22 protein-coding genes and 1 tRNA gene are annotated in these 23960 nt (G+C 48.3%); 13 read left to right on the forward strand and 10 right to left on the reverse strand.

Annotated elements, in window-relative coordinates; translation table 11 throughout:
• The first annotated feature begins 11 nt into the window (after positions 1-11).
• Positions 12-2846 carry a translation initiation factor IF-2 gene (infB, locus tag HPS57_RS07465; RefSeq protein ID WP_172181716.1) on the forward strand — a complete coding sequence of 945 codons (2835 nt, stop codon included), beginning with the start codon at positions 12-14 and terminating at the stop codon, positions 2844-2846.
• A 363-nt stretch (positions 2847-3209) separates the two neighbouring features.
• Here the strand turns inward: infB and HPS57_RS07470 are convergent, their stop codons facing one another.
• Both HPS57_RS07470 and HPS57_RS07475 read right to left on the reverse strand, forming a co-directional pair.
• Positions 3210-4088, reverse strand: a complete 879-nt coding sequence (locus HPS57_RS07470; RefSeq protein WP_172181719.1) for an ADP-ribosylglycohydrolase family protein — start codon at positions 4086-4088, stop codon at positions 3210-3212.
• Between the two features lie 21 nt (positions 4089-4109).
• Complete coding sequence (locus tag HPS57_RS07475) at positions 4110-4802, reverse strand: NUDIX hydrolase (RefSeq protein ID WP_172181722.1); 693 nt, start codon at positions 4800-4802, stop codon at positions 4110-4112.
• A gap of 290 nt (positions 4803-5092) precedes the next feature.
• Here HPS57_RS07475 and HPS57_RS07480 point away from each other — a divergent pair, with 290 nt between their 5' ends.
• Genes HPS57_RS07480 through HPS57_RS07490 form a run of 3 tightly spaced genes read left to right on the forward strand, consistent with a single transcriptional unit; the run spans position 5093 to position 6197 of the window.
• Entirely contained in the window at positions 5093-5437 is a 345-nt protein-coding gene (locus tag HPS57_RS07480) for a DUF3795 domain-containing protein (protein ID WP_172181725.1), read from the forward strand.
• An 8-nt stretch (positions 5438-5445) separates the two neighbouring features.
• Positions 5446-5646, forward strand: coding sequence for a 4-oxalocrotonate tautomerase DmpI (dmpI, locus tag HPS57_RS07485; protein WP_172181975.1), 201 nt, complete (start codon positions 5446-5448; stop codon positions 5644-5646).
• Complete coding sequence (locus HPS57_RS07490; protein ID WP_172181728.1) at positions 5643-6197, forward strand: GNAT family N-acetyltransferase; 555 nt, start codon at positions 5643-5645, stop codon at positions 6195-6197. Before dmpI ends, HPS57_RS07490 begins: the two co-directional genes overlap by 4 nt.
• A gap of 191 nt (positions 6198-6388) precedes the next feature.
• Here HPS57_RS07490 and HPS57_RS14440 read toward each other — a convergent pair whose 3' ends face one another.
• Positions 6389-6523 (reverse strand): hypothetical protein, encoded by a 135-nt coding sequence (locus tag HPS57_RS14440; RefSeq protein ID WP_256378281.1) that lies wholly within the window; start codon positions 6521-6523, stop codon positions 6389-6391.
• A 44-nt stretch (positions 6524-6567) separates the two neighbouring features.
• The gene (gene dgt / locus HPS57_RS07495; RefSeq protein ID WP_172181977.1) at positions 6568-7914 is read right to left on the reverse strand and encodes a dGTP triphosphohydrolase; all 1347 of its coding nucleotides are present in this window, start codon (positions 7912-7914) and stop codon (positions 6568-6570) included.
• A gap of 123 nt (positions 7915-8037) precedes the next feature.
• On the opposite strand from dgt, the gene dut reads away from it, so the two are divergent.
• The 4 genes from dut to HPS57_RS07515 all read left to right on the forward strand — a co-directional run bounded on the left by dut (position 8038) and on the right by HPS57_RS07515 (position 12552).
• Positions 8038-8475, forward strand: a complete 438-nt coding sequence (gene dut / locus HPS57_RS07500) for a dUTP diphosphatase (RefSeq protein WP_172181731.1) — start codon at positions 8038-8040, stop codon at positions 8473-8475.
• A gap of 55 nt (positions 8476-8530) precedes the next feature.
• Positions 8531-10177 carry a tetratricopeptide repeat protein gene (locus tag HPS57_RS07505; protein WP_172181734.1) on the forward strand — a complete coding sequence of 549 codons (1647 nt, stop codon included), beginning with the start codon at positions 8531-8533 and terminating at the stop codon, positions 10175-10177.
• A gap of 17 nt (positions 10178-10194) precedes the next feature.
• Complete coding sequence (lolB1, locus tag HPS57_RS07510) at positions 10195-10878, forward strand: lipoprotein insertase outer membrane protein LolB1 (RefSeq protein WP_172181737.1); 684 nt, start codon at positions 10195-10197, stop codon at positions 10876-10878.
• A 69-nt stretch (positions 10879-10947) separates the two neighbouring features.
• The gene (locus HPS57_RS07515; RefSeq protein WP_172181740.1) at positions 10948-12552 is read left to right on the forward strand and encodes a murein hydrolase activator EnvC family protein; all 1605 of its coding nucleotides are present in this window, start codon (positions 10948-10950) and stop codon (positions 12550-12552) included.
• A 144-nt stretch (positions 12553-12696) separates the two neighbouring features.
• Here the strand turns inward: HPS57_RS07515 and HPS57_RS07520 are convergent, their stop codons facing one another.
• Together HPS57_RS07520 and HPS57_RS07525 are read right to left on the reverse strand one after the other, a co-directional pair.
• Positions 12697-12984, reverse strand: a complete 288-nt coding sequence (locus tag HPS57_RS07520) for a hypothetical protein (RefSeq protein WP_172181743.1) — start codon at positions 12982-12984, stop codon at positions 12697-12699.
• A 17-nt stretch (positions 12985-13001) separates the two neighbouring features.
• Positions 13002-14333 (reverse strand): MFS transporter, encoded by a 1332-nt coding sequence (locus HPS57_RS07525; protein ID WP_172181746.1) that lies wholly within the window; start codon positions 14331-14333, stop codon positions 13002-13004.
• Between the two features lie 354 nt (positions 14334-14687).
• Between HPS57_RS07525 and HPS57_RS07530 the strand changes: the two genes are divergently transcribed.
• The 5 genes from HPS57_RS07530 (at position 14688) to HPS57_RS07550 (ending at position 19327) form a co-directional block, all read left to right on the forward strand.
• Positions 14688-15221: an RNA polymerase sigma factor gene (locus tag HPS57_RS07530; RefSeq protein ID WP_253946495.1), complete on the forward strand. Its 534-nt coding sequence runs from the start codon at positions 14688-14690 to the stop codon at positions 15219-15221.
• An 11-nt stretch (positions 15222-15232) separates the two neighbouring features.
• The gene (locus tag HPS57_RS07535) at positions 15233-15571 is read left to right on the forward strand and encodes a hypothetical protein (protein WP_172181751.1); all 339 of its coding nucleotides are present in this window, start codon (positions 15233-15235) and stop codon (positions 15569-15571) included.
• Positions 15572-15603: 32 nt separating this feature from the next.
• Positions 15604-16176 carry a hypothetical protein gene (locus HPS57_RS07540; RefSeq protein ID WP_172181753.1) on the forward strand — a complete coding sequence of 191 codons (573 nt, stop codon included), beginning with the start codon at positions 15604-15606 and terminating at the stop codon, positions 16174-16176.
• Between the two features lie 482 nt (positions 16177-16658).
• On the forward strand, positions 16659-18386 hold the full coding sequence (locus HPS57_RS07545) for a tetratricopeptide repeat protein (RefSeq protein ID WP_172181755.1): 1728 nt from the start codon (positions 16659-16661) through the stop codon (positions 18384-18386).
• 413 nt (positions 18387-18799) lie between these two features.
• A complete protein-coding gene (locus HPS57_RS07550) occupies positions 18800-19327 on the forward strand; it encodes a hypothetical protein (RefSeq protein WP_172181757.1) in 528 nt (175 codons plus the stop codon).
• A 769-nt stretch (positions 19328-20096) separates the two neighbouring features.
• Here HPS57_RS07550 and rpsT read toward each other — a convergent pair.
• The 4 genes from rpsT to HPS57_RS07570 form a co-directional block, all read right to left on the reverse strand.
• On the reverse strand, positions 20097-20348 hold the full coding sequence (gene rpsT, locus HPS57_RS07555) for a 30S ribosomal protein S20 (protein ID WP_172181759.1): 252 nt from the start codon (positions 20346-20348) through the stop codon (positions 20097-20099).
• A gap of 136 nt (positions 20349-20484) precedes the next feature.
• Positions 20485-20559, reverse strand: a tRNA-Glu gene (locus HPS57_RS07560).
• Positions 20560-20717: 158 nt separating this feature from the next.
• Positions 20718-21704, reverse strand: a complete 987-nt coding sequence (locus HPS57_RS07565; protein ID WP_172181761.1) for a tRNA dihydrouridine synthase — start codon at positions 21702-21704, stop codon at positions 20718-20720.
• A gap of 143 nt (positions 21705-21847) precedes the next feature.
• Positions 21848-23791, reverse strand: a complete 1944-nt coding sequence (locus HPS57_RS07570; protein ID WP_172181763.1) for a DEAD/DEAH box helicase — start codon at positions 23789-23791, stop codon at positions 21848-21850.
• Positions 23792-23960: the final 169 nt, after the last annotated feature.

Raw genomic sequence — 23960 nt, forward strand, 5'->3', positions numbered from 1 at the left:
AGGAGGTATCAATGAGCATAAGATTAAACAAAGCAATTCGTGAACTTAACATCGGAATACAGACGGTGTCTGAATTCCTTGAAAAGAAATACGGCATAGACAGTGTCGATCCTAACCTCAAACTCACCGATGAGCAGTACTCTGCACTGAAAACAGAGTTCAGCACCGATGCCGAAGTGCGCAGCAAGGCTGAACAGATGATTCAGAAGAAGGACAAAAAGTCCGACAGAAAGGAGGCTGCCGCGGCAGCAAAGACCGAAAAGGCTGAGAAGAAGGAGGAGAAGCAGACTTTCAACGTCATTGGCAAGATTGACCTTGACCAGTTCAAGAAGCCGGCAAAGAGCAAGCCTGCAAAGCCTTCCAAGGCAGAGAAGGCTGAGCCAAAGCCTGCCAAAAAGGAGGAGAAGCCTGCTCCACAGCCGGTAAAAGAGGAACCAAAGCCTGTAAAGGAAGAACCTAAGAAGGAAAAGGCAGAGCCGCAGAAGTCACAGGAAACACCAAAACCTGAGGCTCCGAAACCTGCCGAGAAGCCTGTTCCTGCCACGGAATCAAAGCCTGTCGAGGCTAAAGAACCGGCAAAGGAGGAGGGCATAACAGAGAACGGCGCATTCCGTCTTGAGCATAACAAGAAGCCTTCTTTCACAGTCCTTGGCAAGATTGACCTCTCTGCTATCAACCAAAGCACTCGTCCGAAGAAGAAATCCAAGGAGGAGAAGAAGAAGGAGCGTGAGGAAAAGGCTCAGCAGGCACGTGACCAGAAGAAGAAGCGTGCACGCATCGGCAAGGAGCGTGTCGACATCAACGATGTTGCCAACCAGCCTAAGAAGGGCAAAGGCGGCAACAACGGCGGTCAGAACGCTAATGCCAATGCCGGCAATCAGGGCAACAACAAGAAGTCAAAGAAGAAGAACCGCCGCAGCAACCAGCCTCAGGAGGTCAACGAAGAGGATGTTGCACGCCAGGTAAAGGAGACACTCGCACGCCTTACCAACAAGCAGACTCAAAACAAAAAGGGCGCAAAGTACCGTAAGGACAAGCGTGACGCAGCAGCAGAACAGCGCGACGCCGCAATGGCTGCTGAGGCTGCTGAGAGCAAGGTGCTCAAGCTGACAGAGTACGTTACTGTCTCCGAGCTTGCGACGATGATGGATGTCCCTGTGACAAAGCTGATTGGAACTCTCATGTCCATAGGTGTCATGGTGTCTATCAACCAGCGTCTTGACGCAGAAACCATCAATATGGTTGCCGAAGAGTTCGGTTTCTCAACGGAATATGTCTCTGCCGAGGTGCAGAACGCCATCACCGAGGAGGCTGACGATGAGGTGGATCTCGTCGAGCGTGCGCCGATTGTCACCGTCATGGGACACGTCGACCACGGTAAAACATCACTCCTCGACTATGTCCGCAACACCAATGTCATCGCCGGAGAGGCAGGAGGCATCACACAGCACATCGGTGCTTACAACGTGAAGCTTGCCGACGGCAGACGAATAACCTTCCTCGATACACCGGGACATGAGGCGTTCACCGCCATGCGTGCCCGTGGTACACAGGTTACGGATATAGCTATTATCATCATTGCTGCCGACGACTCCGTCATGCCTACCACCAAGGAGGCTATCGCACATGCACAGGCTGCCAACGTACCTATGGTGTTCGCTATCAACAAGATTGACAAGCCGGGCGCAAACCCTGACAAAATCCGTGAGGACCTCGCACAGATGAACCTTCTCGTCGAGGACTGGGGCGGCAAGTACCAGTGCCAGGAAATCTCTGCAAAGAGTGGTCTCGGTGTCGACGAGCTTATGGAGAAGGTGCTCCTTGAGGCAGAGATGCTTGAGCTGAAGGCCAACCCTAACCGCAAGGCAACAGGCTCTATCATCGAGGCTTCGCTTGATAAGGGACGCGGATTCGTGTCAACAGTGCTTGTCAGCAACGGCACACTGCATGTCGGCGACATAGTAATCGCAGGAACCTACTACGGCCGTGTGAAGGCTATGTTCAACGAGCGTAACCAGCGTGTGCAGCAGGCTGCCCCGTCAGAGCCGGTGATTATCCTCGGACTCAACGGCGCTCCGTCAGCCGGCGACTCGTTCCACATCATGGAGACAGAGCAGGAAGCACGCGAGATTGCCACCAAACGACTGCAGCTGCAGCGTGAGCAGAGCCTCCGAACAACGAAGACTCTCTCCCTCGAGGAGATTGCCCACCGCATCGCACTCGGAGAGTTCCACATGCTCAACCTTATCGTCAAGGCGGACACACAGGGCTCTGTCGAGGCGCTTACCGACTCTTTCATCAAGCTTTCTACAGAGAAGGTGGAGGTGAAGGTCATCCAGGGCGCAGTCGGTGCTATCTCCGAGAACGATGTCATGCTGGCTTCAACAGCCGAGAATGGTATGATTGTCGGCTTCAACGTGCGTCCTTCCGCTGCCGCAAAGAAACTTGCGGAGAACGAGGGAGTGGAAATCAACACCTATTCTGTCATCTATGACGCCATCGACGACATCACTGCCGCCATGGAAGGCATGCTTGACAAAATCAAGAAAGAGGTTGCCACAGGTACTGTTGAGGTCCGCGAGGTGTTCAAAATCTCCAAGGTCGGTACCGTTGCCGGTGCTATCGTCACCGACGGCAAGGTACACCGCTCCGACAAGGCGCGCCTTATCCGCGACGGCATAGTCATCTTTACCGGCAACATCAACGCCCTCAAGCGTTACAAGGATGACGCCAAGGAGGTTGCGACAGGCCTTGAGTGCGGTATCTCACTCGTCAACTGCAACGACATCCAGACAGGTGACATCATCGAGACCTTCACCGAAATCGAGGTCGAGCAGCACCTGTAATCCCGCATTTCCCCACGGCTCCCACTGCCAAGGGCGAAACATAACCACATAAAAATGTCACGGCACATCTGCGTGCCGTGACATTTTTGTATTTAATAATATGTTTATAAGATAGTTTGACAGTTTGTTTGAACAGGTACCGCTAAACGTAGAAACGTATGCAACACATTATCATTAATCTGTTTCAGTTGTGACAAGCCCCTATCCTCGCATACAGCAACAGGATTTCGCTGTAAAGTGTGGCTCCGCCACACTTTATGCGAAACATTTCATATGAGAATTTGATGTCACAACAACGATGACACCCAAACTGGTGATGGGCAGCTCGAAACATTCCGTATGAAAATTAGATGTCACAACAACTTATGGGGTTTTAGCGACACCAATAATTTTCAGAAAGAATTGCCGCAAGGTATGGAAGAGTGAGTTACTCTTGTCATTGTTGGTGCTGTATTTCGCTTCAAACTCTGTGACAAGGCTTTGAAATTCAGTTGGCAGATAGCCCATTGCCTTCTCACGGATGTCCTGCGGGATGCCGTAGTACGCCTCTGCAATAGAGCCTGTTATGCAGCCGATGGTGTCGCTGTCGCCGCCGATGCTTATGGCATTGCGGATGCAGTCCTCAAAGTCTGTGCCGTCAAGGAATGCGCGTATGGCTTGTGGCACACTGCCCTGACATGTTCCGCCATTCCCTGCGTCGTCCAGTCCGCCCCATGAATAGCGGGGACGGATCTCATCGATACTGAGCGAAAGGTCGTAGTTGAATTCACTCTCTATGGCTTTGCGTATTTCGTCTTTCGATGCTCCGTTACGTGCCATGAAGATGCATAGGGCTGTCGCCTGTGCACCTTTTATTCCTTCGGGATGATTATGGGTGCATTCCGCCGACAGTCTGGCGTGATGCAACACCTCCTCTTTTGTGTCGAACGCCCATCCTACGGGGCTGACACGCATTGCACTGCCATTGCCACAGCTGTTGTAGGGGGTGAAGTCACCTTTTGTTTGTGAACGAGCAACCCATAGTATGAACATGCCACCATAGCTGGCATCGTTCTTTGCCGCATAGTTGCTGTATAGATGCGCGACGTCACCGCCATGCAGCAGCCAGTCAGCCGTGGCAAGGGTGAGGATGCTGTCATCGGTATAGTTTGAGTACTCCGGGAAAAACGGGAACTCCTTTGTCTTGATGTTGTGGAACTCGTAAGTGCTGCCTACGATGTCGCCAATGATTGCTCCTAACATAAATGTGTGTTGATTTTAAGGTTAAAACTCTAATCTGAATCCCTTCTGTTTCAGTTCGTCATACTTCTCCTTGTTGAAACTGTAGAGATAAGCCTCACGCTTCGGTGTCGGCCATACGGTCTCTTCAAGTTGGGTAAGTATGTCGAAATGAAGCATTTTCTTTGCAAAGTTGCGGCGGTCGAAATGCACATCGAGGATAGCCTCGTAGAGCATCTGCAGCTGCTTCAAGGTGAATTTCTCAGGCATAAGTTCAAAGCCGATTGGCTGGAAATGGATACGTTCACGCAGCTTTTGCAGAGCCATGCGCAGCATCCTGTCGTGGTCGAACGCCAGTTGCGGTATCTCATCAAGGTTGAACCATCGTGCGTTGGCAGCGTCATCGCCTCCATGGACTTCCGACATTTTCACCAAAGCGAGGAACGCAACGGAGATGACCCTTTCGCGAGGGTCACGCTGCGGGTCGGAGAAGCAATAGAACTGCTCTATCATGTTTGTTTCCAATCCGGTCTCCTCCCTAAGTTCGCGCCTCGCCCCCTCCTCCACCGACTCATCCATTTTGACGAATCCACCGGGAAACGCCCATTTCCCTTTGTACGGTTCAAGCCCGCGTTCTATGAGCAGGACCTTCAGTTTCATGTCCTCGTAACCGAATATCACACAGTCGGTTGTGACAGACGGATGCGGATACTTATAACAGTAGTTTTTCTCTTCCATAACATCTCTTGTGTAGAAATTACGCTGCAAAGATACATTCTTTATCTGACACTGCCAAATATTTCAGGGTAGAATTTACACAAGAGTGCGGAATTTGTTCATTAAAGGGCATAGAAAGACAGATTCACATCTTATATTTTTTTATTGTGTTGGCAAAAGCAACAAAGCCCTTGTATATTAGCATGTTGAAAGTTTATGAAATATACAACAATTAAATTTTATAGCTGAAAAGTTGTGCATACCATTGATTTTTATTAATTTTGCATTCGGATAAACGAAAACAAAATAGTATGAAACCTGTTGAGAACAATGCAGAGCTGATTGCCGGCTGCGGACTTTATTGTGGTGCTTGCCGTAAGCATCTTTCCGGGAAATGTCCGGGCTGCCGTGAGAATGAGTCCGCATCATGGTGCAAAACAAGGAAGTGTGTCTATGGTCAGGGATTCCGTACTTGTGCAGAATGCGGAATGAATGTCACGGAGTGCAAAGTCTATTCCAATTTCATGGCAAAAGTGTTTGCATTTATCTTCAGGTCCGACCGTCCCGCTTGCATCCGTTTCATAAAGGAGCATGGTGAGCAGGCTTTTGCTGAAGAGATGACACAGAGAAAATGCCAAACGATAAAGAAGAAATAATAGAGAATATGCCATACATATCCATTGAAAGCGGCATACTGACCGCAGGACAAAAGAAAGAGCTTATCGAGCGGCTCACGGCTACGGCTTCCGAGATTACCAATATCCCGGAGCAGTTCTTCACCGTTACCATAAAGGAATTGCCGGATGAGAATTTCGGCATCGGTGGCAAGTCGATCGATGAAATAAAGCGTGATTACAGGCCATGAACGTGCGATTGAGAGAATTTCATCCGGCTGATGCAAACATTATTGCCGGATGGCTGAAAAGCGAACACCTCATGCGGCAATGGTGTGCCGACAGGTATCCGCGTTACCCTGTCACGGCAGAAGATATGAAAATGTATTATCGCAAGTTCATAGATGGCCATTCGTCAATGGCTTTTACAATGGTTTCCGATGAAGAGGTTGTTGGATATGTGACATTACGACGCCCGTCAGCAGATGAGGCGGAATGGCGTCTTGGCTTTGTTATTGTCGATGATTCAAGGCGAGGTCTCGGTTTGGGCAAGATGCTTGTCGGCATGGCTGTTGACTATGCTTGCAAAGAATTAGGTGCAACCAAAATATCGCTTGGCGTGTTTGAAAACAATCCCTCTGCAATACGTTGTTATGAAGCAGCAGGATTCAAGCAGGTACAAAGAGAAAGTATCGAAAGCTACTATTGCCTTGGCGAGACTTGGAATTGCATAGAAATGGAGTTGACGGAATCTCATATCGAACACCATGCGAATAGGTTTTCATGCGGATTCAGAAGATGATTTATGTTATCTTTCACATAGGTCAGAATTGCAATGTGGTGTGTGAAACTGATACTAAGGAATGGGATTATAGGGAAATCCCCACAATTCGTCAGTTGAAACTGACGAATTGCATCTTGCTCAGTTTGAGACGTTTGTAGATGAAGTTCTTGACGAACTGATGAAATGTGTTTTAATTCGTCAGTTGTAACCTATGCTATAAATGCCAATTGCTCTTGGTTAACCGACTTTGCTGCACGAGCCTGACTTTGCAATATAGCGGTTTTCAATATATATACAGCATCAGTTGCTTGCTGAACTCCATTCTTTTTGATATATTTATCCATAGTAATAGCTTTTTATGTATTGAAAACTGTGTTCCCATATTTGCCTATACTATCGGCAGACTTATGCCATTGATTTTCTGATAGATGTCGAGGGCATAGATGTCCGTCATTCCTGAGATGTAGTCTATCACTGCAAGGATGCGCGTCTCAAGGTCTTCGGCTTCAATGTCGTACTGGGATGACACACGGCGGATGAGCTGGCGGGAGTAGAAACGGTCGGGATAGACAGCGGCTTCCACCATCTGTTCCATGAGAGTCTCCATGATTTTGTAACCCGAAAGCTCGATGTCGAGGACAGGCTTGCTGCTGTAAATCTTTTTCTGCGAAACCTTCTGGCAGCGTTTGTAGGCTGAGAGGGGCAGCTCGGGAATGGAATCCATGAGGCTGCCATGGAACTCTCCGCGCAGGATGTCCTGCTCATGGGTGGTAAACACATCGGCGCAAAGGCTTTCAAGAAGCCCGATGACACGCGCTCTCATGTAGATGACCTGCTCGTTGCTGTCCGTTATCCCTTCATCATCGATGCGCTTGCGGATGCTCTCCTGTGTCTCCTTGTCAAAGAATCCGAGCAGAAGGGAACTTGTCTCCTCAAAGGAAAGAATCTTCAGTTTGTGGGCATCCTCAATGTCCATTATCTCATAACAGATGTCATCCGCAGCCTCCACAAGATAGACCAAAGGATGGCGGAGCTTGTAACAGCCAAGGTCGGTGGCGATTTTGCGATAGATTTGCGCATCATCGTTGAAGAATCCGAACTTTCCTTTGCCACAGTATTGTGCGCCGGGAGCGTCGCAGACTGTGCCTTTTTCCGCCATACGGCTCTCGCAAGGATACTTTATTATGGATGCGAGAGTGGTGTATGTCATCACGAAACCACCCTCACGGCGTCCCTTGAACCTGTGGGCGAGAAGGCGGAAACCATTGGCGTTGCCCTCAAAGTGCGTGATGTCGTCCCACAGTTCGCGGCTTATCATCTCACGGATGTACTTGCCCTTGCCCTCGGTGAAGAATGTCTGTATAGCCTTCTCTCCCGAATGGCCGAAAGGAGGGTTGCCCATGTCGTGGGCAAGGCAGGCGGTGGCCACGATGGTGCCTATCTCCTGGAACAATGTGTCCTGCAGTTCCGGATGTATGGCGGTAAGCGCGCGTGCCACGTCGTTGCCGAGTGACATGCCCACGCTTGCCACTTCGAGCGAGTGGGTCAGGCGGTTATGCACGAAGATGCTTCCCGGGAGCGGGAAGACCTGTGTCTTGTTCTGCATGCGGCGGAAAGGGGCGGAGAATATGAGCCTGTCATAATCGCGCTTGAACTCAGAGCGTTCATCGTGGCGCTCAATATGCCGTGCCTCCTGTCCGAGGCGCTTCGTCGAAATAAGTTGTTGCCAGTTCATCATGATGCAAAAGTAGTAAAATAAATTAAGAATTAAGCATTATGGATTGACATTTCTTGCGTTATTCGGGAAAAAACAGTAAATTTGCACTTTATATATGATATAATGCAAACAGAAAGAAAGATGTTAGAGGTAAAGATAATCAACAAGGGACATCACGAGCTCCCTGCTTATGCCACGGAACAGAGTGCGGGAATGGACCTGCGTGCCAATCTTGACGAGCCGATTGTGCTCCGTCCGTTGCAGCGCGCGATAGTCAAAACGGGACTGTTCATGGCTCTTCCTGCCGGCTATGAGGCGCAGGTGCGCCCACGTTCGGGACTGGCACTGAAGCACGGCATAACGGTCTTGAACTCTCCGGGCACAATAGATGCCGACTACCGGGGAGAGATTGGTGTGCTGCTGGTGAACCTGAGTGACAAGGATTTTACGATCAACGACGGTGAGCGTATCGCCCAGATGGTCATAGCAAAGCACGAGACAGTGGAGTTCGTTGCTGTTGACGAACTGGATGAGACAGAACGCGGCGCAGGAGGCTACGGCCACACCGGTGTGAAGTGATTGCAAGGATTTTTTTCTTGATATGATGAATGGATTGATATGTAAACATGGAGGTTTGAAAAGGGCTTTTGCCGCGATGCTTCTCGGCATTGTGGCGATGGTCACTTTTGCCGATGACTACCTTGAAAAGGGAGGATTCACCGAGGAGGAGAAGAACAGTTACAAGTACATCTTCCTTGGCGCTGTGACGCGTCTTAATGTCGGCGACACCGACTCTGCCATGGTTCTGCTGGAGCGTTGCCGGGAAATGAATCCGGAAGCCTCAGAGACTTATTTCTTCCTTGCCGACTGTTACCGTCAGAAAGGGCAGGACTCGCTGAAAGTCGTGATGATGCGCAAGGCCGCAGAGCTTAGTCCGGGCAACATCACGTACAAGGAAGCGCTGCTTCCTGTCTATCTTGACAACAACGAGATTGACAGTGCCATATCTGTCGCCGAGGAGATCGTGCGCGGCACTCCGGAGCGTACCGACATGCTTCATCTGCTCCTGCAGATTTATTCCTACAAGAAGGACAATGCCAAATGCCTTGAGACGCTCAACCGTCTTGAGACTCAGGACGGGCAGACGGAGCAGACTACCATGACAAAGGTGCAGCTGTACAGCAACATGGGTGAGGACAAGAAGGCTTACCATGAACTGAAAGCCCTTGTAGACAACCACCCTCTGGACCTCAACTACCGCGTGATGATGGGCAACTGGCTGCTCGGAAAGAACAAAAAGAAGGAAGCCATGGCAGAATACAGTGCTGTTCTCCGTGAAGACCCTGACAATGAGGCTGCACAAATGTCCTTGATGGATTATTACAGCAGTGAGGGACAGGAGAACATTGCTGACACTCTCCGCAACAGAATACTTCTCAGCCCGAAGACACAACAATCGACACGCCTTCTCCTTCTCAAGCAGTACATCCGACGGCAGGAACAGGCGACGACGGACTCCACGGCGGTTCTTGCCCTGTTTGACAAAATACTCGAAAGCAAACAGACTGACACGCAGGTCATGGAACTCAAACTTGCCTACATGACCATGAAGCACATGCCGGAGGATTCCATAAGGACTGTGCTGCAACAGATACTTGACCTTCGCCCGGAACATGCCCAGGCGCGCTTCGAACTGATAAAGATGGCATGGGGAAAAGGGGAGCATGAGGAGATGATACGCCTTGCAAAGCCTGCCTTGCAGTATAATCCCGACGAATGGGCGTTCAGCTATTTCCTCGGTGTGGGTTATTTCCTTAACGATCAGACGAAGGAATGTGTGGAAGCTCTCATAAAGGCTTCGGAGCATGTCGATGAGGCAAAGGAGAAGGAACTGGCTGTGGAGATGTACGAACTCCTTGGCGATGCGCAGCACAAGCTGGGCAACACAAAGGAGGCGTTCGAGGCTTATGAGAACTGCCTGCGCCTTGACCCGGAGAAGATTCCGTGCCTGAACAATTACGCTTACTATCTCTCCGAGGAAAACAGAGACCTTGACAAGGCGGCTGCAATGAGCCTGAAAACAATAAAGGCGGAGCCGAACAACCCGACATACCTTGACACATACGCTTGGATCCTCTATCTTCAGGGACGCTACGAAGAGGCTAAGATTTACATGGACCTTGCCGTAAAGAACCTCAAAGAGGGTGAGGAGAAGGAAGTTTACCTCGAGCATCAGAAAGCAATAGACAAAAAACTCGCCGCCTCACAGAAAAAGAAATGACAATAAAACAAAATCCAATGAAAATGAACATAAAGGCAACAATCTTCGCCATGGTGCTCGGACTGACACTTGCCGGTTGCGGTTCGTCAAAGCAGGTGTCACAGGAGCCTATCAAGAAAACCACCGGAGGAACGACCGTCGCTTCTGAAACGCGTGAGGAACTTGCACGCCAAGTCGAGGTGGAGCAGAAAGCCACAGTCAACAGGTTCGTTGCTGACCTTGACCTCGCTGTCGGTATGGACGGCAGTTCCTATAACCTCGGCGGAAAACTTGCCATGAAACGCAGCCAGGTGGTAAGGATGAACCTCACCTTCATGGGATTCATAGAGGTGGGAATCATTGAGTTCACGCCGGATTATATACTTATTGTCAACCGCATGGGAAAGGAATACACAAAGGCTCCGTATAACTCCCTTGATGTCCTTGTCAAGAACAACATCAATTTCAAGACAGTCGAGGCCATGGCATGGAAGAACCTTTATTCGCCTGACGGCAAGAAAGTCAAGGATGCAGACTTCGGAAAGATGATTGAACAACTCATCAACTCCAACATAAAAGGCAGCGGAAAAGTCACCGTGAAGGTGAACATCGGCGCACCGAACACAACACGCGACTTCGAGACTTACACCTCGGTAAAGGCTAATTACAAGGAAGTGCCGGCACAGGTGCTTATGGCAAAACTCATGAGCTTTGCACAATAGCATAAAAAGACATATTCCACTGAACCCCACCCCGTAAGACCATACCACTGACAGTACCACAGACTGACAATGAAGAGACACATACTTATCATTCTCGCAATGCTCCTCTGCCTCGGCATTCCTGCACAGCAGCGGAACGGAACGGCAAGGAAAAAGACTACGACAACCACTGCAAAAAAGCGTCCGCAAGGAAAAAGCACCAAGAAGACAACACGGGCGAAGACAAAGAAGGCAGCACCGACAAACTCTTCCATAAAGGGACTGCAAAACAAGCGTGCGGCATTGCAGAAGCAAATCAGGGCGCAGGAAGCTGCCTTGCGACGCAACAAGGCGGACGTGAAGAAGAAACTCCACGACCTGATGATTATCTCCGGTGACATCGAGACCCGCCGCCGCAGCATCGACAGCATCAATAAGGACATCCGCGGCATACAGGGCAACATAGACATCCTTGAGAGCCAGCTCTCAACGCTCAATCTCCAGCTTCAGGACCGCCGCCGCCGGTATGTCAAGGCAATGCGCTACATGAACCGCCACAATTCGGTTCAGGACCAGCTGATGTTCATCTTCTCCGCAAAGTCCATGACGCAGATGTACCGCCGTATGCGCTTCCTGCGTGAATATGCCTCGTACCAGAAAGTGCAGGGTGAGCAGGTGAAGATGAAGCAGCAGCAGATAAACAAGAAGCAGGAGCAGCTTGTTGCAGTCAAGAGCGAGAAGAGCAACTTGCTCCATAAAGGAAAGAAGGAGCAGGCGGCACTGCAAGGCAAGCATGCCGAGCAGCAAGCCCTTGTCGGAAAGCTGCAGAAGCAGCAGAAGGTGATACAGAGTGTCATCGACGAGCAGAAGAAGAAGGACGCTGCCCTTAACGCCCAGATTGACGCTGAGATAGCCAAGGAGGTGGAACGTGCCCGCCTGCGTGCCGAGGCAGAGGCCAAGAAGCGTGCCGAAGAAGAGGCCGCGGCAAGGAAAAGGGCTGCGGAGGAACTTGCGCGCAAGCAGGCTGAGGCTGCCAGAAAGGCAGAGGAGAACGCACGGCGCATAGCCGAAGCGCGTGCCCGTGAGGAGAAAGCTAAGGCTTTGGCGCGTGAGGCTGCAAAGAAAGATGCTGCTGCCAAGGTGCGTGCCGAACAGGCTGCGCGTGAGGCAGAGGCAGAGCGCGTGGCTGCAGAGCGCAAGGCGAAGGCGGAGAAAGAACGCTCGGAGAAGGCTGTGGCAGAAGCAAAGAAAGAGGCGGAGCCTGCGCTCAGAATGAGTTCTGCCGACCGCCTTGTCAGTGGCGGGTTTGAGAAGAACCGCGGGCGGTTGCCGATTCCTATCACCGGTGGTTACCGTATAGTGAGCCATTACGGGCAGTACACTGTCGAAGGGCTGCCTAATGTGCACCTTGACAATAAGGGTATAAACATCCTCGGCTCTTCCGGATGCGCCGCACGTGCCATATACGACGGCGAGGTGAGTGCCGTTTTCGGCTATGGAGGGCAGATGGTGGTCATGGTGCGCCACGGACAGTACATCTCCGTCTACTGCAACCTGCGCAGCGTAAGCGTATCGCGCGGACAGAAGGTCGCTGCAAAACAGCAGCTCGGCCTTGTCGGCAAGGACAACATCCTGCAGTTCCAGCTGCGCCGAGGCACGGCAAAACTGAATCCGGAGTCTTGGATCGGACGGTGACAAAAGCATTTCATTGATGCCCACACAGCGGCAGCATATTCTGTTTTGGAATATGCTGCCGCTGTTTTTATTTTATATTCTCAATAGCGGATTTGTTCTAATACAAACGAATTGATGTCTTGAAAAAAGTGCTTCTTAACCGGCTTAATTGATGTTTTCCCTTTGTTTTCTCACTCTTCCTGCTATGACAATGAAAATGGCAAGTAGTATTATTGCTCCACAGACAATAGCTGTGTTTGAGAAGTTATTGTCTATGGACGAAGCGTTTTCTTTTTGACCTGTCTCTGTGGCAATCATTGTACCGTTTCCGTCCGTATAGATAGGCTCATCTGCCGGAGGCAGATATGGCGGCATATCTTTTTTAGGAGAAAGTTTTATGGCATTCTCATTGTCATGGTTTGGTACAGGAGCTATATCTAAGTAAGGAATCATAATAGTATTTTTTTTAGTTATGATAAGATCGTTAATTGAAAAACAAGTCCGGAAAGAAAACTTGTACCATTGCACACTGCGCTGTAAGTCATTGCTGTATGTCTGTTGATGCGTAGGCATCGGTATAGAAGATATTCTATAAGCATGATAATAAATTCCAGCCCTATAAGCTCAGCCCATGATACACTTGATGCAGAGATAAAGATGTTCAGTGGCACATTGGTGAGGATATTCATCAGCACACATGCTGTAAGAACCTGCCAAGCCTTCTCACGCATATAGAGAAGCATCAGGCTTTCGATGATGATTGTGGCAAGAAGTGGATTCAGCAATGACCAAAAGGCAGGAAGAGACATACACATTCCGCCAAGCCAATAGCCCTGAAGGAGTGCCGCAGCAAGCATACCGAACGCCAAAGCCGTCCTCCCGGGCATGGCACTGACAGCAAGATGAAGCGTGCATGGCATTGACAGGTTTGCAAGAAAGACGGTGACAGGAATCACTGCTATATGAAAAGGGCATAGCAGCAGTGCTACACATGCTGCCATAAGTGAGCCAATCAATGCCTTGCGTATGCCTATTAATGCTGCAAGGAATCCTCCTGCTGCTTTTCCTGCCATGGCAATAACACTTGCAAGGACTATCATCACGATTGATGATGGTACTATCGGTGGAGTTATTTTACCAATAAAAGAACGTCCTGCAACGACAATCATCAGGCATAATAAAAAGGCTAAAGGAATGTTTTCCTGAACTTTGCCCTCTTTGTTGTGCTTGCAGGCAGTGTGGAGAAACTCTGAATAATTGGCATTGTGTGCATGAAACCATGCGACAATGGCTGTGGCTGCCCAAAAGGATAGTAACATAATGGTGGAGTGAATGCACAGTCCCAATGTCAGCCCCACGGCTCCGGTGGAGACGAAAACTCCCAAAGGACGTGGGTCGTTATGCCACGCTTTTGCAACAACATTTCCTCCATAGACATGAAAAAGTGAGTTGCCAATGCCTAACAGAATGGCTGTGGAGACATACAAAGCCATAGATTCCCATGTCCCTGCGAGCATGCTCAGGGCTGAACCGCATAAGAGAGAAACGATTGCTGATAAGAATGGCATCCTGTGGTGTATGGTCTTATCCATCCAAAGCCCTGTCAGCGGTTGTGAGGCAAATGCTATGATGTTATACAAGGAAAATATAGCAATTATGGTGATAGCATCGGCGTTCGCTGTCACCATTACGATACTACACGCACATATTCCGTCCACCAACAGATGCAGTGCGGTAAGTGATGCTGTGTGCATCCTGTTTTGCTTTGCTGTATTGATGTCTTTCTCTGATGTCTTTCCCATAATGGTGCAGGAACATCTCGTTTTTCATAGACAGGAAATATTTGCTTCCGGCCTTTATCGTTAATTCATTTGTTTAACGAGGACAAAGATAATACTTTTATTTGTATTTGAAGAATATATTGCAGAAATTTATTCATATAATAGATTAAAGTTTTTTATGAACAGGAAAACACCTGCTTCTCCCTTACACGGATAGCACATGTGGATAAAGAGGATTTACGTGGATTCTTTTGTTTCTTTCTTTTCTTCGAGAGATTAAAAATCTTTGAGAAATATAAAAAAATCATTTCCGTATTTTACTTTTCGGAAGTTTTCGGGTTTATATATACAGAAACCCTCCGAAAAATGAATGCTATGGACGATAAAGACATAATCCTTGCGATGCGGACGGCTCCGGACAAAGGCTTCAGACAGCTGATGGCGAAGTACAAGGAGCCGGTCTATTGGCACATCCGCCGCCTTGTCGTGGCGCACGATGATGCCCAGGACGCAGTGCAGGAGACATTCGTCAGGGTGTTCCGCTCTTTCCCGCGGTTTGACGGAAAAGGCTCGCTGACGGCATGGATTTACAGGATTGCCACAAACGAGGCATTGCGCCTGCTTTCACGCCACCGACCGGAGACATTGCCGCTGGAGAGCGCAGGGACTGCCGTGGCAGGGCTTCCGGCTGCCGCCTATGTGGACTACAGCGATTTGGAGGCGGTTATGCTGCAAAGAGCAATACTTTCCCTGCCTGAGAAGCAGCAGATAGCGTTCAACCTGCGCTACTATGACGAGATGGATTATGACGAGATTGCCGCCGTCATGGAGTCAACTCCGTCGGCCGCAAAGTCCAACTACCACCTTGCAAAAGGAAGGATAACAGAGTACATGAACAATCACGGATAAACATACAGACAATGATGAAGGACAGATTTGATTTCGACAAGGTAGGCAAAAGGATGCCTTATACCGTTCCTGACGGCTTTTTCAAGGAGATGGAGGATAATGTCCTCAATGGGGTAGCGTGCCGCAGGACGGAAGAAAAACGGGGCTTCCGCCTGTCCCGGTGCGTCAAGGCAGGCATGGCAGCCACAGCCGCTGCCTCCGTGGTTCTTGCTTTCGTGCTCTCCTCAGGCGGGCATGAGCCACGGCACACGGACTTTGCGGAGGTCGAGAAGGCTTTCTGCAACCTCAGTCCTGAGGATCAGATGTACATGCTTTCGGTGTATCAGGAGGATGTGTTCATGGAAGAATAGACATTATAATAACAAATTAAAACAACAGGATTATGAAACATTTTTTCAGATTTTTGCTGCTTGCCGTTGCAGTGATGGCATGCAGTGTGGAGACAAAAGCTCAGGACAATGACAAGCAGCGCATGACACCTGAGGAGCGTGTGGAGAGGAAGAAGCGGGCGATGAATGCTTCTGCGCGTGGGGAGGCAGCAAACAAGGATAAGCAGAAGAGGGTTGCCATGACGCGCGAGCAGCTTGCGGAGAAGCAGGCGAAGCATATTGCCGAGGCAATGGCAATGGACGATGCTACGGCAAATCGCTTCGTGAAGACCTATGGGGAGTGCCAGAAAGAGGTGTGGGCACTCAGTCCCAAGCGTGGCAAGGGCATGCGCCGCAACGCTCCGGGCATGACGGACGCTGAGGCGGAACAGAGCCTGAAGGCGGATTTTGACCACAGCCAGAAGATTCTCGACATACGCAAGAAATACTACAAGGAGTACAGCAAGTTCCTGACCCAGAAGCAAATCAAGCGTGTCTATGAACTGGAGAAGCAGACAAAGAACCGTCTGATGCACCACAAGGGCAAGGCGCAGCGCAATAAGGCAGGGAGGAACGCCGGGAGGTAAGTCCATGGAAATGCAGGTGCTTGCCACTGTCTGTTGGTAAGAGTTTATCTGACTATAAATCAATTTGTTATAAAGTGTGTGACAAAAGGTTATCTTTCATGATGCGAAAGGTAACCTTTTGTCGTGTAAAGCGTTACCTTTTACCATGCAAACCGTAACCTTTCGTTCTGCGACCGGTATCGCCCGATTCTTTTTGCTGTCGCTCTAAGAAAACAAAGAATCAAAAGAACCTTCCTGAATGGCACAATCCCCATAAATCCTCATGATGCATTCCTGCGCAATGGCGAATCCGTTTCTTTGGCTTCTTTCTTTTCTTAGAGCCGCCTGTAACTCTTGGGTTGATGTATTTTAGAGAACTAATTTATTATGCGTATATCTATGAAAATGTCGATGAAATCGGAATTTTATTGTTATAATATATGATTTTATGTAAAAAATCATTATCTTTGCAATTGAAATGGAACATACTCAGATATATACAAATGACAATACGACCTAAACATATACTTTATACCCTCGTTGCATTCTTCATCATAGCTGTGACACAGTCATCATGCACCACTCCAGGCGAGAGGAAGCGCATGAGCGAGTTGCTCACAAAAGCGGAGAAGATGAACTCTGACTATGTCTCTATGAAAAACGCCGTTTTTGTGGACTCCGTCCTCCGCTTTTACGACTCCCACGGCACAAGGGAGGAGCGCATCCGTGCAAACTACATGCAGGGCTGTGTCTACCGCGACAAGGGCAACAGCCCTACGGCATTGGAATACTACATGAAAGCCGTGAACCTTGCCGACACCACTTCCAATAGCTGCAACTATGAACTGTTGGGAAGAATCTATGTCCAGATGGCGGAACTGTTCCATAAGCAACGCTATCCGAAGAAAGAGCGGGAAATGTTGGACAAAGCCATTGCCATGGCAAAGATCGCCAAAGACACACTAATGATAATGCAAAGTATGATGAAAATCTCCGGAATATATTGGCTGGAAAACAATAAAACAAAAGCAGCAGAGGTTTCCAGGACAACATACAGATTGTGCAAAGAAATGGGAGCCGATTCCTTGGCAGCATCAGAATTGGCTACTACAATATCTTATAATTTGGAACGAAATGCTTTGGACGAGGCAAAACGTGAGATTGATGAATATATTTCAAAATCAGGTTTGGTGGACAAAAATGGTAATGTGGAGAAAGGATGCGAGCTCTTTTACTATTGTTTAGGAGAATATTATCATAAATCTTGTAATATAGACTCCGCCCTTTATTATTATAGGAAACTTGTTTCTTATGATGAGAAAATCATGAACCTTGAGAACGGATATAAAGGCTTGATGGAGGTCTATATGGACTTGCATCAGGCTGACTCTGTCGTGAAATATGCAAGGCTTTATGCCGATGCCAATGACACGGCAAACATAAGGAACTCTGCAAAGGAGGTGAGTAGGGTGCAATCTCTTTATGACTATTCTTCCCACCAGCAGGAGGCTTTGGAGAAATCCAAGGAGGTACAAAACCTATGGCGGATGTTGTTCTTTTGTTTTGTGTCTGTTGTAGTGATAATATGCGCATTCTATTTGTTTTATAAACAATATAAAATAAGAATGCTTTACAAACTGAAAAAACTTAACAGTAAATACACTCAGGCATTGCATGATTACAATGAGGCTTTGGCAGAATACAGCAAATACAAGGAAGACGGTACTTCTTGTGAAGCATCATTGCGGAGCAGGATTGAGAGTTTGGAGAAAAATCTTTCAATATACCAAGATGATTTAGATGTCAACAAACTTATGGTGGAGCAGAATCTGCAACAGCACCAGATACTTGCCGTGATGCATAGGCATGCTTCCAAAGGAGCAATGCCTACGGCTGCTGACTGGTCGACATTCATGAGTGTTGCCACCAAGTATCTTCCGGAATTCTTTGATGCCCTGCATGAGAAGTCGGAAAGCCTTACACCGGAAGAGCAGAAACTGTGCATCCTTACCCGCCTTTGTTTTATCCCTTCAGAGATTGCTGTACTGATGAATATTAAGAGGCAGCGTGTCACGAATATACGCAGCATCTTGAACAAGAGGCTCTTCAATGTGGTTGGTCAGCAAATCTCTTGCGACATATTTCATTGCAACATGTGCAAAGCGTTAATCAAAAAAGGAGGGGGCGATGATGTAGCATTGCCCTCTCTTTTCATCTCTTTCTGTAAATGATATGCTGGTAATTGTATTAAAAAAGAATTAATTATGGATTTTTTTTATACAAATGTTGTATTTGTGGAATAAAAATTGTATATTTGCAAAAGAGAAATCATGAAAATAGATGACAAACAGTAAACGAAAAAGATGTGACAGGCGTTTGCCATGTGTTTTACTGCCGATGCTTAGACCTATAACCAATAAAACCATATATATATATGAAAAAAGTAGTATTATTCGTACTGTGTTTTTATGCCATAACGATACCATTCGTATGGTTGAATCCGAGCAGTGTTTATTTTCGTGTGCTTTATACTCTTTGTTTTTTCCTTAACATTGCGGTCTTGTTCATCAACACTAAAGGTTGGTCTCGTGAAACAGGGAGTATAGAATGATTTTTTTCTTTGCATTTGGATATAAAAATGAATATGATGCAGAGAGGATTACTGTTGCTTGTCATGTGCGTTTGTTCGGTCATGATGCAAGCACAGGTTGTGAGTATCAGCACGGACAGTCTGTATAACAGGATTATGTCATCCGATGCAGACTACCGCGTGTTGTATGTATTCCATGGCGCATGCCCATGCATAATGGAAACGCTGCCTAATGTTCTGGAGCTGCTGAAGGACAAGAAGAACGCTGAACTGTTTGTCGTTTGCGGACATCCCAAGGTTTTTGTGGAGGGCTTTGTCAAGAAGAACAAACTTGATTGTAAGTATTACTCAATTAATCCAAAGAAACCGAAGATGATAGATTTCTCCAATTATATGAACAAGGTCTTTGATTTCTTTGAGAAACGCTTTGGCGTGAATACCAAGAAGATGGGTGCATCTTCATTCTGCATCCTTGACAGACAGGGGAAAGCCATTGCACAGACGAGTTGGGAAACGACGGATGAGGAGTATATGAGGCTCTTGTTGTCAACTGTTTCCGGGAAGTCCGGCTGTGAAAAGTAGCTTGGTTGCGGAGAGACAAATGGTCAGATTCTGTTATTTTTTTTTGCTTCGCATCCGATAAATGTTGTACTCAAGGATGATTGGGATGTGGCTGTAACTCTGTTTGTATGTTGGGGCAGCTGTAGTTGAATCATTGGTGAGTATATTTAGGTGATATATGGATTTCAAGTTCCGCAAGCAGATGAAAGTCTGCATGTGGAACTTGATTTCATTAATGTCCGGTAAATACCGGCTGAATTGTATATACCCCCATTGATACCCCTATAAAAGTTGGAATCGCTTGTGAAATATTGTACCTTTGCATTATCTTTCTATTGTAATCGAAACCAAGAGAAAATGGTGGGTAGGGATTACAGCGTTCTTTGACATGTTTACCATTAAACCCAAATAGCCCTAATGACCGATTTTGGATAAAGGAGTGTGGTTCCACCACACAGCATCAGAGATATTCCCACAATCCACATGGCTGAAGCCAGTGGTTACCATGAAGAATGTGGCTCTGCCACACCTTTTGCTGTTTCCTTGCATCAATTCTTCATGATGTGAGGGGATATTTATTTTTGCCATACACAATAATAAATCTTCTAAATCTGTATGAGAAGATATTTGGACATGTGGATTTATGCGGATTCAGAATATTCCTGCTGAACAAACGGATGAGGGCATAAAAAAAGACCACTTACCATTGCTGATAAGTGGTCTTGCGTATTGTTGTATGTGGCTGTACGCCACGGCTATGTCATGATTGCCGGCCTTGTACAACGTTCTCTTAGAGAGAGTTGATGTAGAGGGCGAGTCCTGACTTGATGTTTGCAGCCTTGTTCTTGTGGATGATGTTCTGCTTTGCGAGCTTGTCGAGCATCTTCTGAACCTTAGGAAGCATTTCTGTTGCCTCTGCCTTGTCGGTTGTTGCGCGGAGCTTGCGCACTGCGTTACGCATAGTCTTAGCGTAGTACTTGTTGTGGAGAGTCTTGGTCTTGGTCTGACGGATTCTCTTCTCTGATGACTTGTGATTTGCCATTTCTGTTAATGATTTTTGATTGTTTGAGTAATAGCCTGTGGGTCTTGCGCCGTCGTTGAGGCTGCCCTGGGCGGATTAGTTGAAACCCTCATGTACCAAAACGCCGCATCAACTGCGGCGATACATGATATTCGAGTGGTAGCGCGTAGGGGAGTCGAACCCCTCTTACAAGAATGAAAATCTTGGGTACTAACCGATATACGAACGCGCCATTGCGTAAAAGCGAGTGCAAAGGTACAACAAAAAGCTGAAAGACAGAAGACAAGGCATGAAAAACTGTTGTTTGTTAAGGTTAATTAACTAAAGATTACCCTTTCTGTCCATTGTTACTGCTTTTTATGGTGCAATAGTTGTCTTCTGTCGTTGTTCTCAGCAATTGTCGTTTTGTGGATTTGCTGCCTGCATATCGCGGATGCGCTGTTCGGCTTCGTCGAGGATAGGGAGTAGCTCGTCAAGAGTGTTTGCGCGCAGCATGGCGATGCGTGTCTGTCGGAAGTCCGGTATACCTTTAAATATAGGTGTGGCAGCGAGGTGGCGGCGTGTGTGGAGTATTCCGCGCCGCTCGTCGATGCGCTCGATGTTTATGCGCAGCTGTTCCCGCAGGAGGTGGAATTTCTCTTCGAGGGACAACTCCTTTTTGTTGAAGAACCATGGGCAGCCGAATGTCGCCCTGCCGACCATGACAGCATCGACACCGTAATCGTTGAATGCTGCATCGGCTTCTGCAAGGGAGGTTATGTCACCGTTGCCGATGATAGGGATGTGGATGCGAGGGTTGTTTTTCACCTCACCGATAAGAGTCCAGTCGGCTTGGCCGGTGTACATCTGTGAGCGTGTCCTGCCATGGATTGTCAGTGCCTGTATGCCACAGTCTTGGAGTTGCTCGGCAAGTGTGGTGATGACAAGGTTCTCATGGTCCCATCCGAGGCGTGTCTTGGCTGTGACGGGAGTGCTGACTGCTTTCACGACACGGGAGGTTATGTCAAGCATCAGCGGTATGTTGCGGAGCATTCCTGCGCCTGCCCCTTTGCCCGCCACCTTCTTTACAGGGCAGCCGAAGTTCAGGTCTATGACGTCAGGGTGTGCCTCTGTCTCTACAATCTTTGCCGCTTCAACGACGGCATCGGCATCTCTGCCATAGATTTGTATGCCTACGGGGCGTTCGTCTTCGGAGATTGTGAGTTTCTCGACAGTGGACTTTACGGAGCGTACAAGGGCTTCTGCGGCGACAAATTCCGAATAGACCATTGCCGCTCCTTGCTGCTTGCACAGGCGGCGGAAACCGATGTCCGTGACATCCTCCATGGGAGCAAGGAACAGAGGGCGTTCTCCTAATTCGATGTTGCCTATTTTCATGTGGTGATGTTTTTTGGTTGGGTGGTGTGTGGTTGGTGTAGCATGATTAATCATGTTGCGTCATGTTGTGCTACCTCATGTTTAATCATGATGTATCAATTAAAACCTCCCACTTTCGCGTATTGCGAAAGTGGGAACTTATTTTACTTGTTCTTGTTCTTTTTAGGCTTTCTGCGTGCCCATCCCTCCTCGGAGAAGTCCGGCTCGTTGTCATGGAACTTGAAGTTCTTGTTGTCCTGCATGAGTGAGAGCCAGTCGTCAGCAGTGAATTCTCCTGCCTGACGGTTCTTCTTCTTTGACGGCTTCAAGAACGGTTTGCCGTCATCGCGGCGGCGTTTCTTGGTGCGGCTGAAACGGTCGTCACCTCTGTTCCAACGGTTGATAGGAGCATTGAATGCCCCTTCCGGCTTGCCGTCGCCCTCAGCGTTGCAGCGTACCTGACGTCCATGGTAGGTTGTCCCATCGAGTGCGCCCATGACATTGTCAGCGTCCCGTTCAGGCACTTCTATGAAGCAATAGTGAGACATGAGGTCGATGTGTCCGACTTCCTGGCGTTTGCCCTGTCCTCCTTTGCCTTTTCCTGAGACATGCTGGTTGACAAACTGCATGATTTCTCCCGGATAGAAGCCCTCTGCCTTGCCGAGATTGATGAAAAGGCGTGTGTAGCCCTTCTCCGCCTTGTGCTCCGGTCCGCGGTCGCGTCCGTCACGGTCACGTCGGCGTCCGTCGCGGTTCTTGTCCTTGCCTTTCTTTGTTTCGCTTACTTCCTCAATGTCCGGTTCGTCAGCATAGTACTCCAAGAATTTGCTGAACTCCATCATGACAATCTTTTTGATGATGTCCTCCTTGTCGAAGTACTCAAAATGGCGCTGTATCTCTTCCATGAATGGGTTGATTGTCTCATCGTCGACATCAACTTTCGTGATGTGGTCCATTACGCGGAAGAGCTGTTTCTTGCAGATTTCCTGTGGGGTAGGGAGTGCTCCCTTGATGAATTTCTTCTGTATGATTTTCTCTACGGCATGGATTTTGTGTTTCTCGCGGCTGTGCACGATGGCTATTGAGGAGCCTTTCTTTCCTGCGCGTCCCGTGCGTCCGGAGCGGTGGGTGTAGGATTCCGTGTCGTCAGGCATGCCATAGTTTATGACATGAGTGAGATCGTTGACATCAAGTCCGCGTGCTGCAACATCAGTGGCGACAAGCAGTTGCACAGTATGCTGGCGGAATTTCTGCATAGTCTGGTCGCGTTGTGGTTGTGACAGGTCGCCATGGAGAGACTCTGCGTTGTAGCCGTCCTTGATGAGTTTGTCGGCAATCTCCTGTGTCTCGAGTTTTGTGCGGCAGAATATTATTCCGTAGATTTTAGGATAGAAATCGACGATGCGCTTCAAGGCGAGATATTTCTGTTTTGCTGTGACCATGTAGAATGTGTGGTCAACATTCTCCGCGCCTTCATTACGTGAGCCGACGACAACCTCCTCATAGTCATGCAGATAGTTCTTTGCCACTTTCTCCACTTCTTTTGACATTGTCGCGGAGAAGAGCAGTGTGCGGTGGTTGTCGGTAAGTTGTTCGAATATGGCGTTGATGCTGTCGGCGAAGCCCATGTTAAGCATTTCGTCGGCCTCGTCAAGTACTATTGTCGTGGCGGTGGAGATGTCTGCCACTCCTCGGTTGATGAGGTCGACAAGGCGTCCCGGTGTGGCGACGATGACCTGTGAGCCTTTTTTGAGTTGGCGTATTTGCGAGTCGATAGGTGCGCCTCCGTAGACTGCTGTGATGCGAAGGCCTTCCATGTATTTGCCGAAATCCTTGAGGTCATCGCTGATTTGGAGGCACAGCTCTCTTGTTGGGGACATCACCACGGCTTGTGTCCGGCGTGTGGTGAGGTCAATGCGTTGCAGCAGAGGAAGACCGAATGCGGCAGTCTTTCCTGTTCCTGTCTGTGCCAATGCGATGATGTCGCTGCCTTCGTTGAGGAGCTTTGGTATTACAGCCTCCTGTACAGGCATCGGTTGTACGAAGCCCAGTTCGTCGATAGCTTTCCTGATGGTGTCGTTGACACCCAATTCTTCAAAGTTTGCCATATTGGTAGTAAGATTCTAAAAACCAAGATTTTTATTATTGTTTTTTAGGTTGGATTCTTTTGCCTTGCCTTTTGTCTCTTTTAGAAAAGATGACAGGCAAGTTGCGTGTTTATTGCTGATTGTTTTTGCCTATCACTTGTAGTTTTCTCCTGACTTTTAGAATCCGCCT

Origin of the sequence: Palleniella intestinalis (genome assembly GCF_013166595.1) — a bacterium.
GTDB lineage: Bacteria > Bacteroidota > Bacteroidia > Bacteroidales > Bacteroidaceae > Prevotella > Prevotella intestinalis.

Excerpts from the sequence above, each read along its gene's own strand:
- dgt (WP_172181977.1), bottom strand. The coding sequence starts at position 7,914 with ATGAACTGGCAACAACTTATTTCGACGAAGCGCCTCGGACAGGAGGCA.
- HPS57_RS07550 (WP_172181757.1), top strand. The coding sequence starts at position 18,800 with ATGATGCAGAGAGGATTACTGTTGCTTGTCATGTGCGTTTGTTCGGTC.
- HPS57_RS07540 (WP_172181753.1), top strand. The coding sequence starts at position 15,604 with ATGAAACATTTTTTCAGATTTTTGCTGCTTGCCGTTGCAGTGATGGCA.
- dut (WP_172181731.1), top strand. The coding sequence starts at position 8,038 with ATGTTAGAGGTAAAGATAATCAACAAGGGACATCACGAGCTCCCTGCT.
- HPS57_RS07525 (WP_172181746.1), bottom strand. The coding sequence starts at position 14,333 with ATGGGAAAGACATCAGAGAAAGACATCAATACAGCAAAGCAAAACAGG.
- HPS57_RS07530 (WP_253946495.1), top strand. The coding sequence starts at position 14,688 with ATGGACGATAAAGACATAATCCTTGCGATGCGGACGGCTCCGGACAAA.
- HPS57_RS07470 (WP_172181719.1), bottom strand. The coding sequence starts at position 4,088 with ATGTTAGGAGCAATCATTGGCGACATCGTAGGCAGCACTTACGAGTTC.
- rpsT (WP_172181759.1), bottom strand. The coding sequence starts at position 20,348 with ATGGCAAATCACAAGTCATCAGAGAAGAGAATCCGTCAGACCAAGACC.
- infB (WP_172181716.1), top strand. The coding sequence starts at position 12 with ATGAGCATAAGATTAAACAAAGCAATTCGTGAACTTAACATCGGAATA.
- HPS57_RS07480 (WP_172181725.1), top strand. The coding sequence starts at position 5,093 with ATGAAACCTGTTGAGAACAATGCAGAGCTGATTGCCGGCTGCGGACTT.
- HPS57_RS07515 (WP_172181740.1), top strand. The coding sequence starts at position 10,948 with ATGAAGAGACACATACTTATCATTCTCGCAATGCTCCTCTGCCTCGGC.
- HPS57_RS07475 (WP_172181722.1), bottom strand. The coding sequence starts at position 4,802 with ATGGAAGAGAAAAACTACTGTTATAAGTATCCGCATCCGTCTGTCACA.
- HPS57_RS07520 (WP_172181743.1), bottom strand. The coding sequence starts at position 12,984 with ATGATTCCTTACTTAGATATAGCTCCTGTACCAAACCATGACAATGAG.
- HPS57_RS07545 (WP_172181755.1), top strand. The coding sequence starts at position 16,659 with ATGACAATACGACCTAAACATATACTTTATACCCTCGTTGCATTCTTC.
- HPS57_RS07565 (WP_172181761.1), bottom strand. The coding sequence starts at position 21,704 with ATGAAAATAGGCAACATCGAATTAGGAGAACGCCCTCTGTTCCTTGCT.
- HPS57_RS14440 (WP_256378281.1), bottom strand. The coding sequence starts at position 6,523 with ATGGATAAATATATCAAAAAGAATGGAGTTCAGCAAGCAACTGATGCT.
- dmpI (WP_172181975.1), top strand. The coding sequence starts at position 5,446 with ATGCCATACATATCCATTGAAAGCGGCATACTGACCGCAGGACAAAAG.
- HPS57_RS07570 (WP_172181763.1), bottom strand. The coding sequence starts at position 23,791 with ATGGCAAACTTTGAAGAATTGGGTGTCAACGACACCATCAGGAAAGCT.
- HPS57_RS07535 (WP_172181751.1), top strand. The coding sequence starts at position 15,233 with ATGATGAAGGACAGATTTGATTTCGACAAGGTAGGCAAAAGGATGCCT.
- HPS57_RS07490 (WP_172181728.1), top strand. The coding sequence starts at position 5,643 with ATGAACGTGCGATTGAGAGAATTTCATCCGGCTGATGCAAACATTATT.
- lolB1 (WP_172181737.1), top strand. The coding sequence starts at position 10,195 with ATGAAAATGAACATAAAGGCAACAATCTTCGCCATGGTGCTCGGACTG.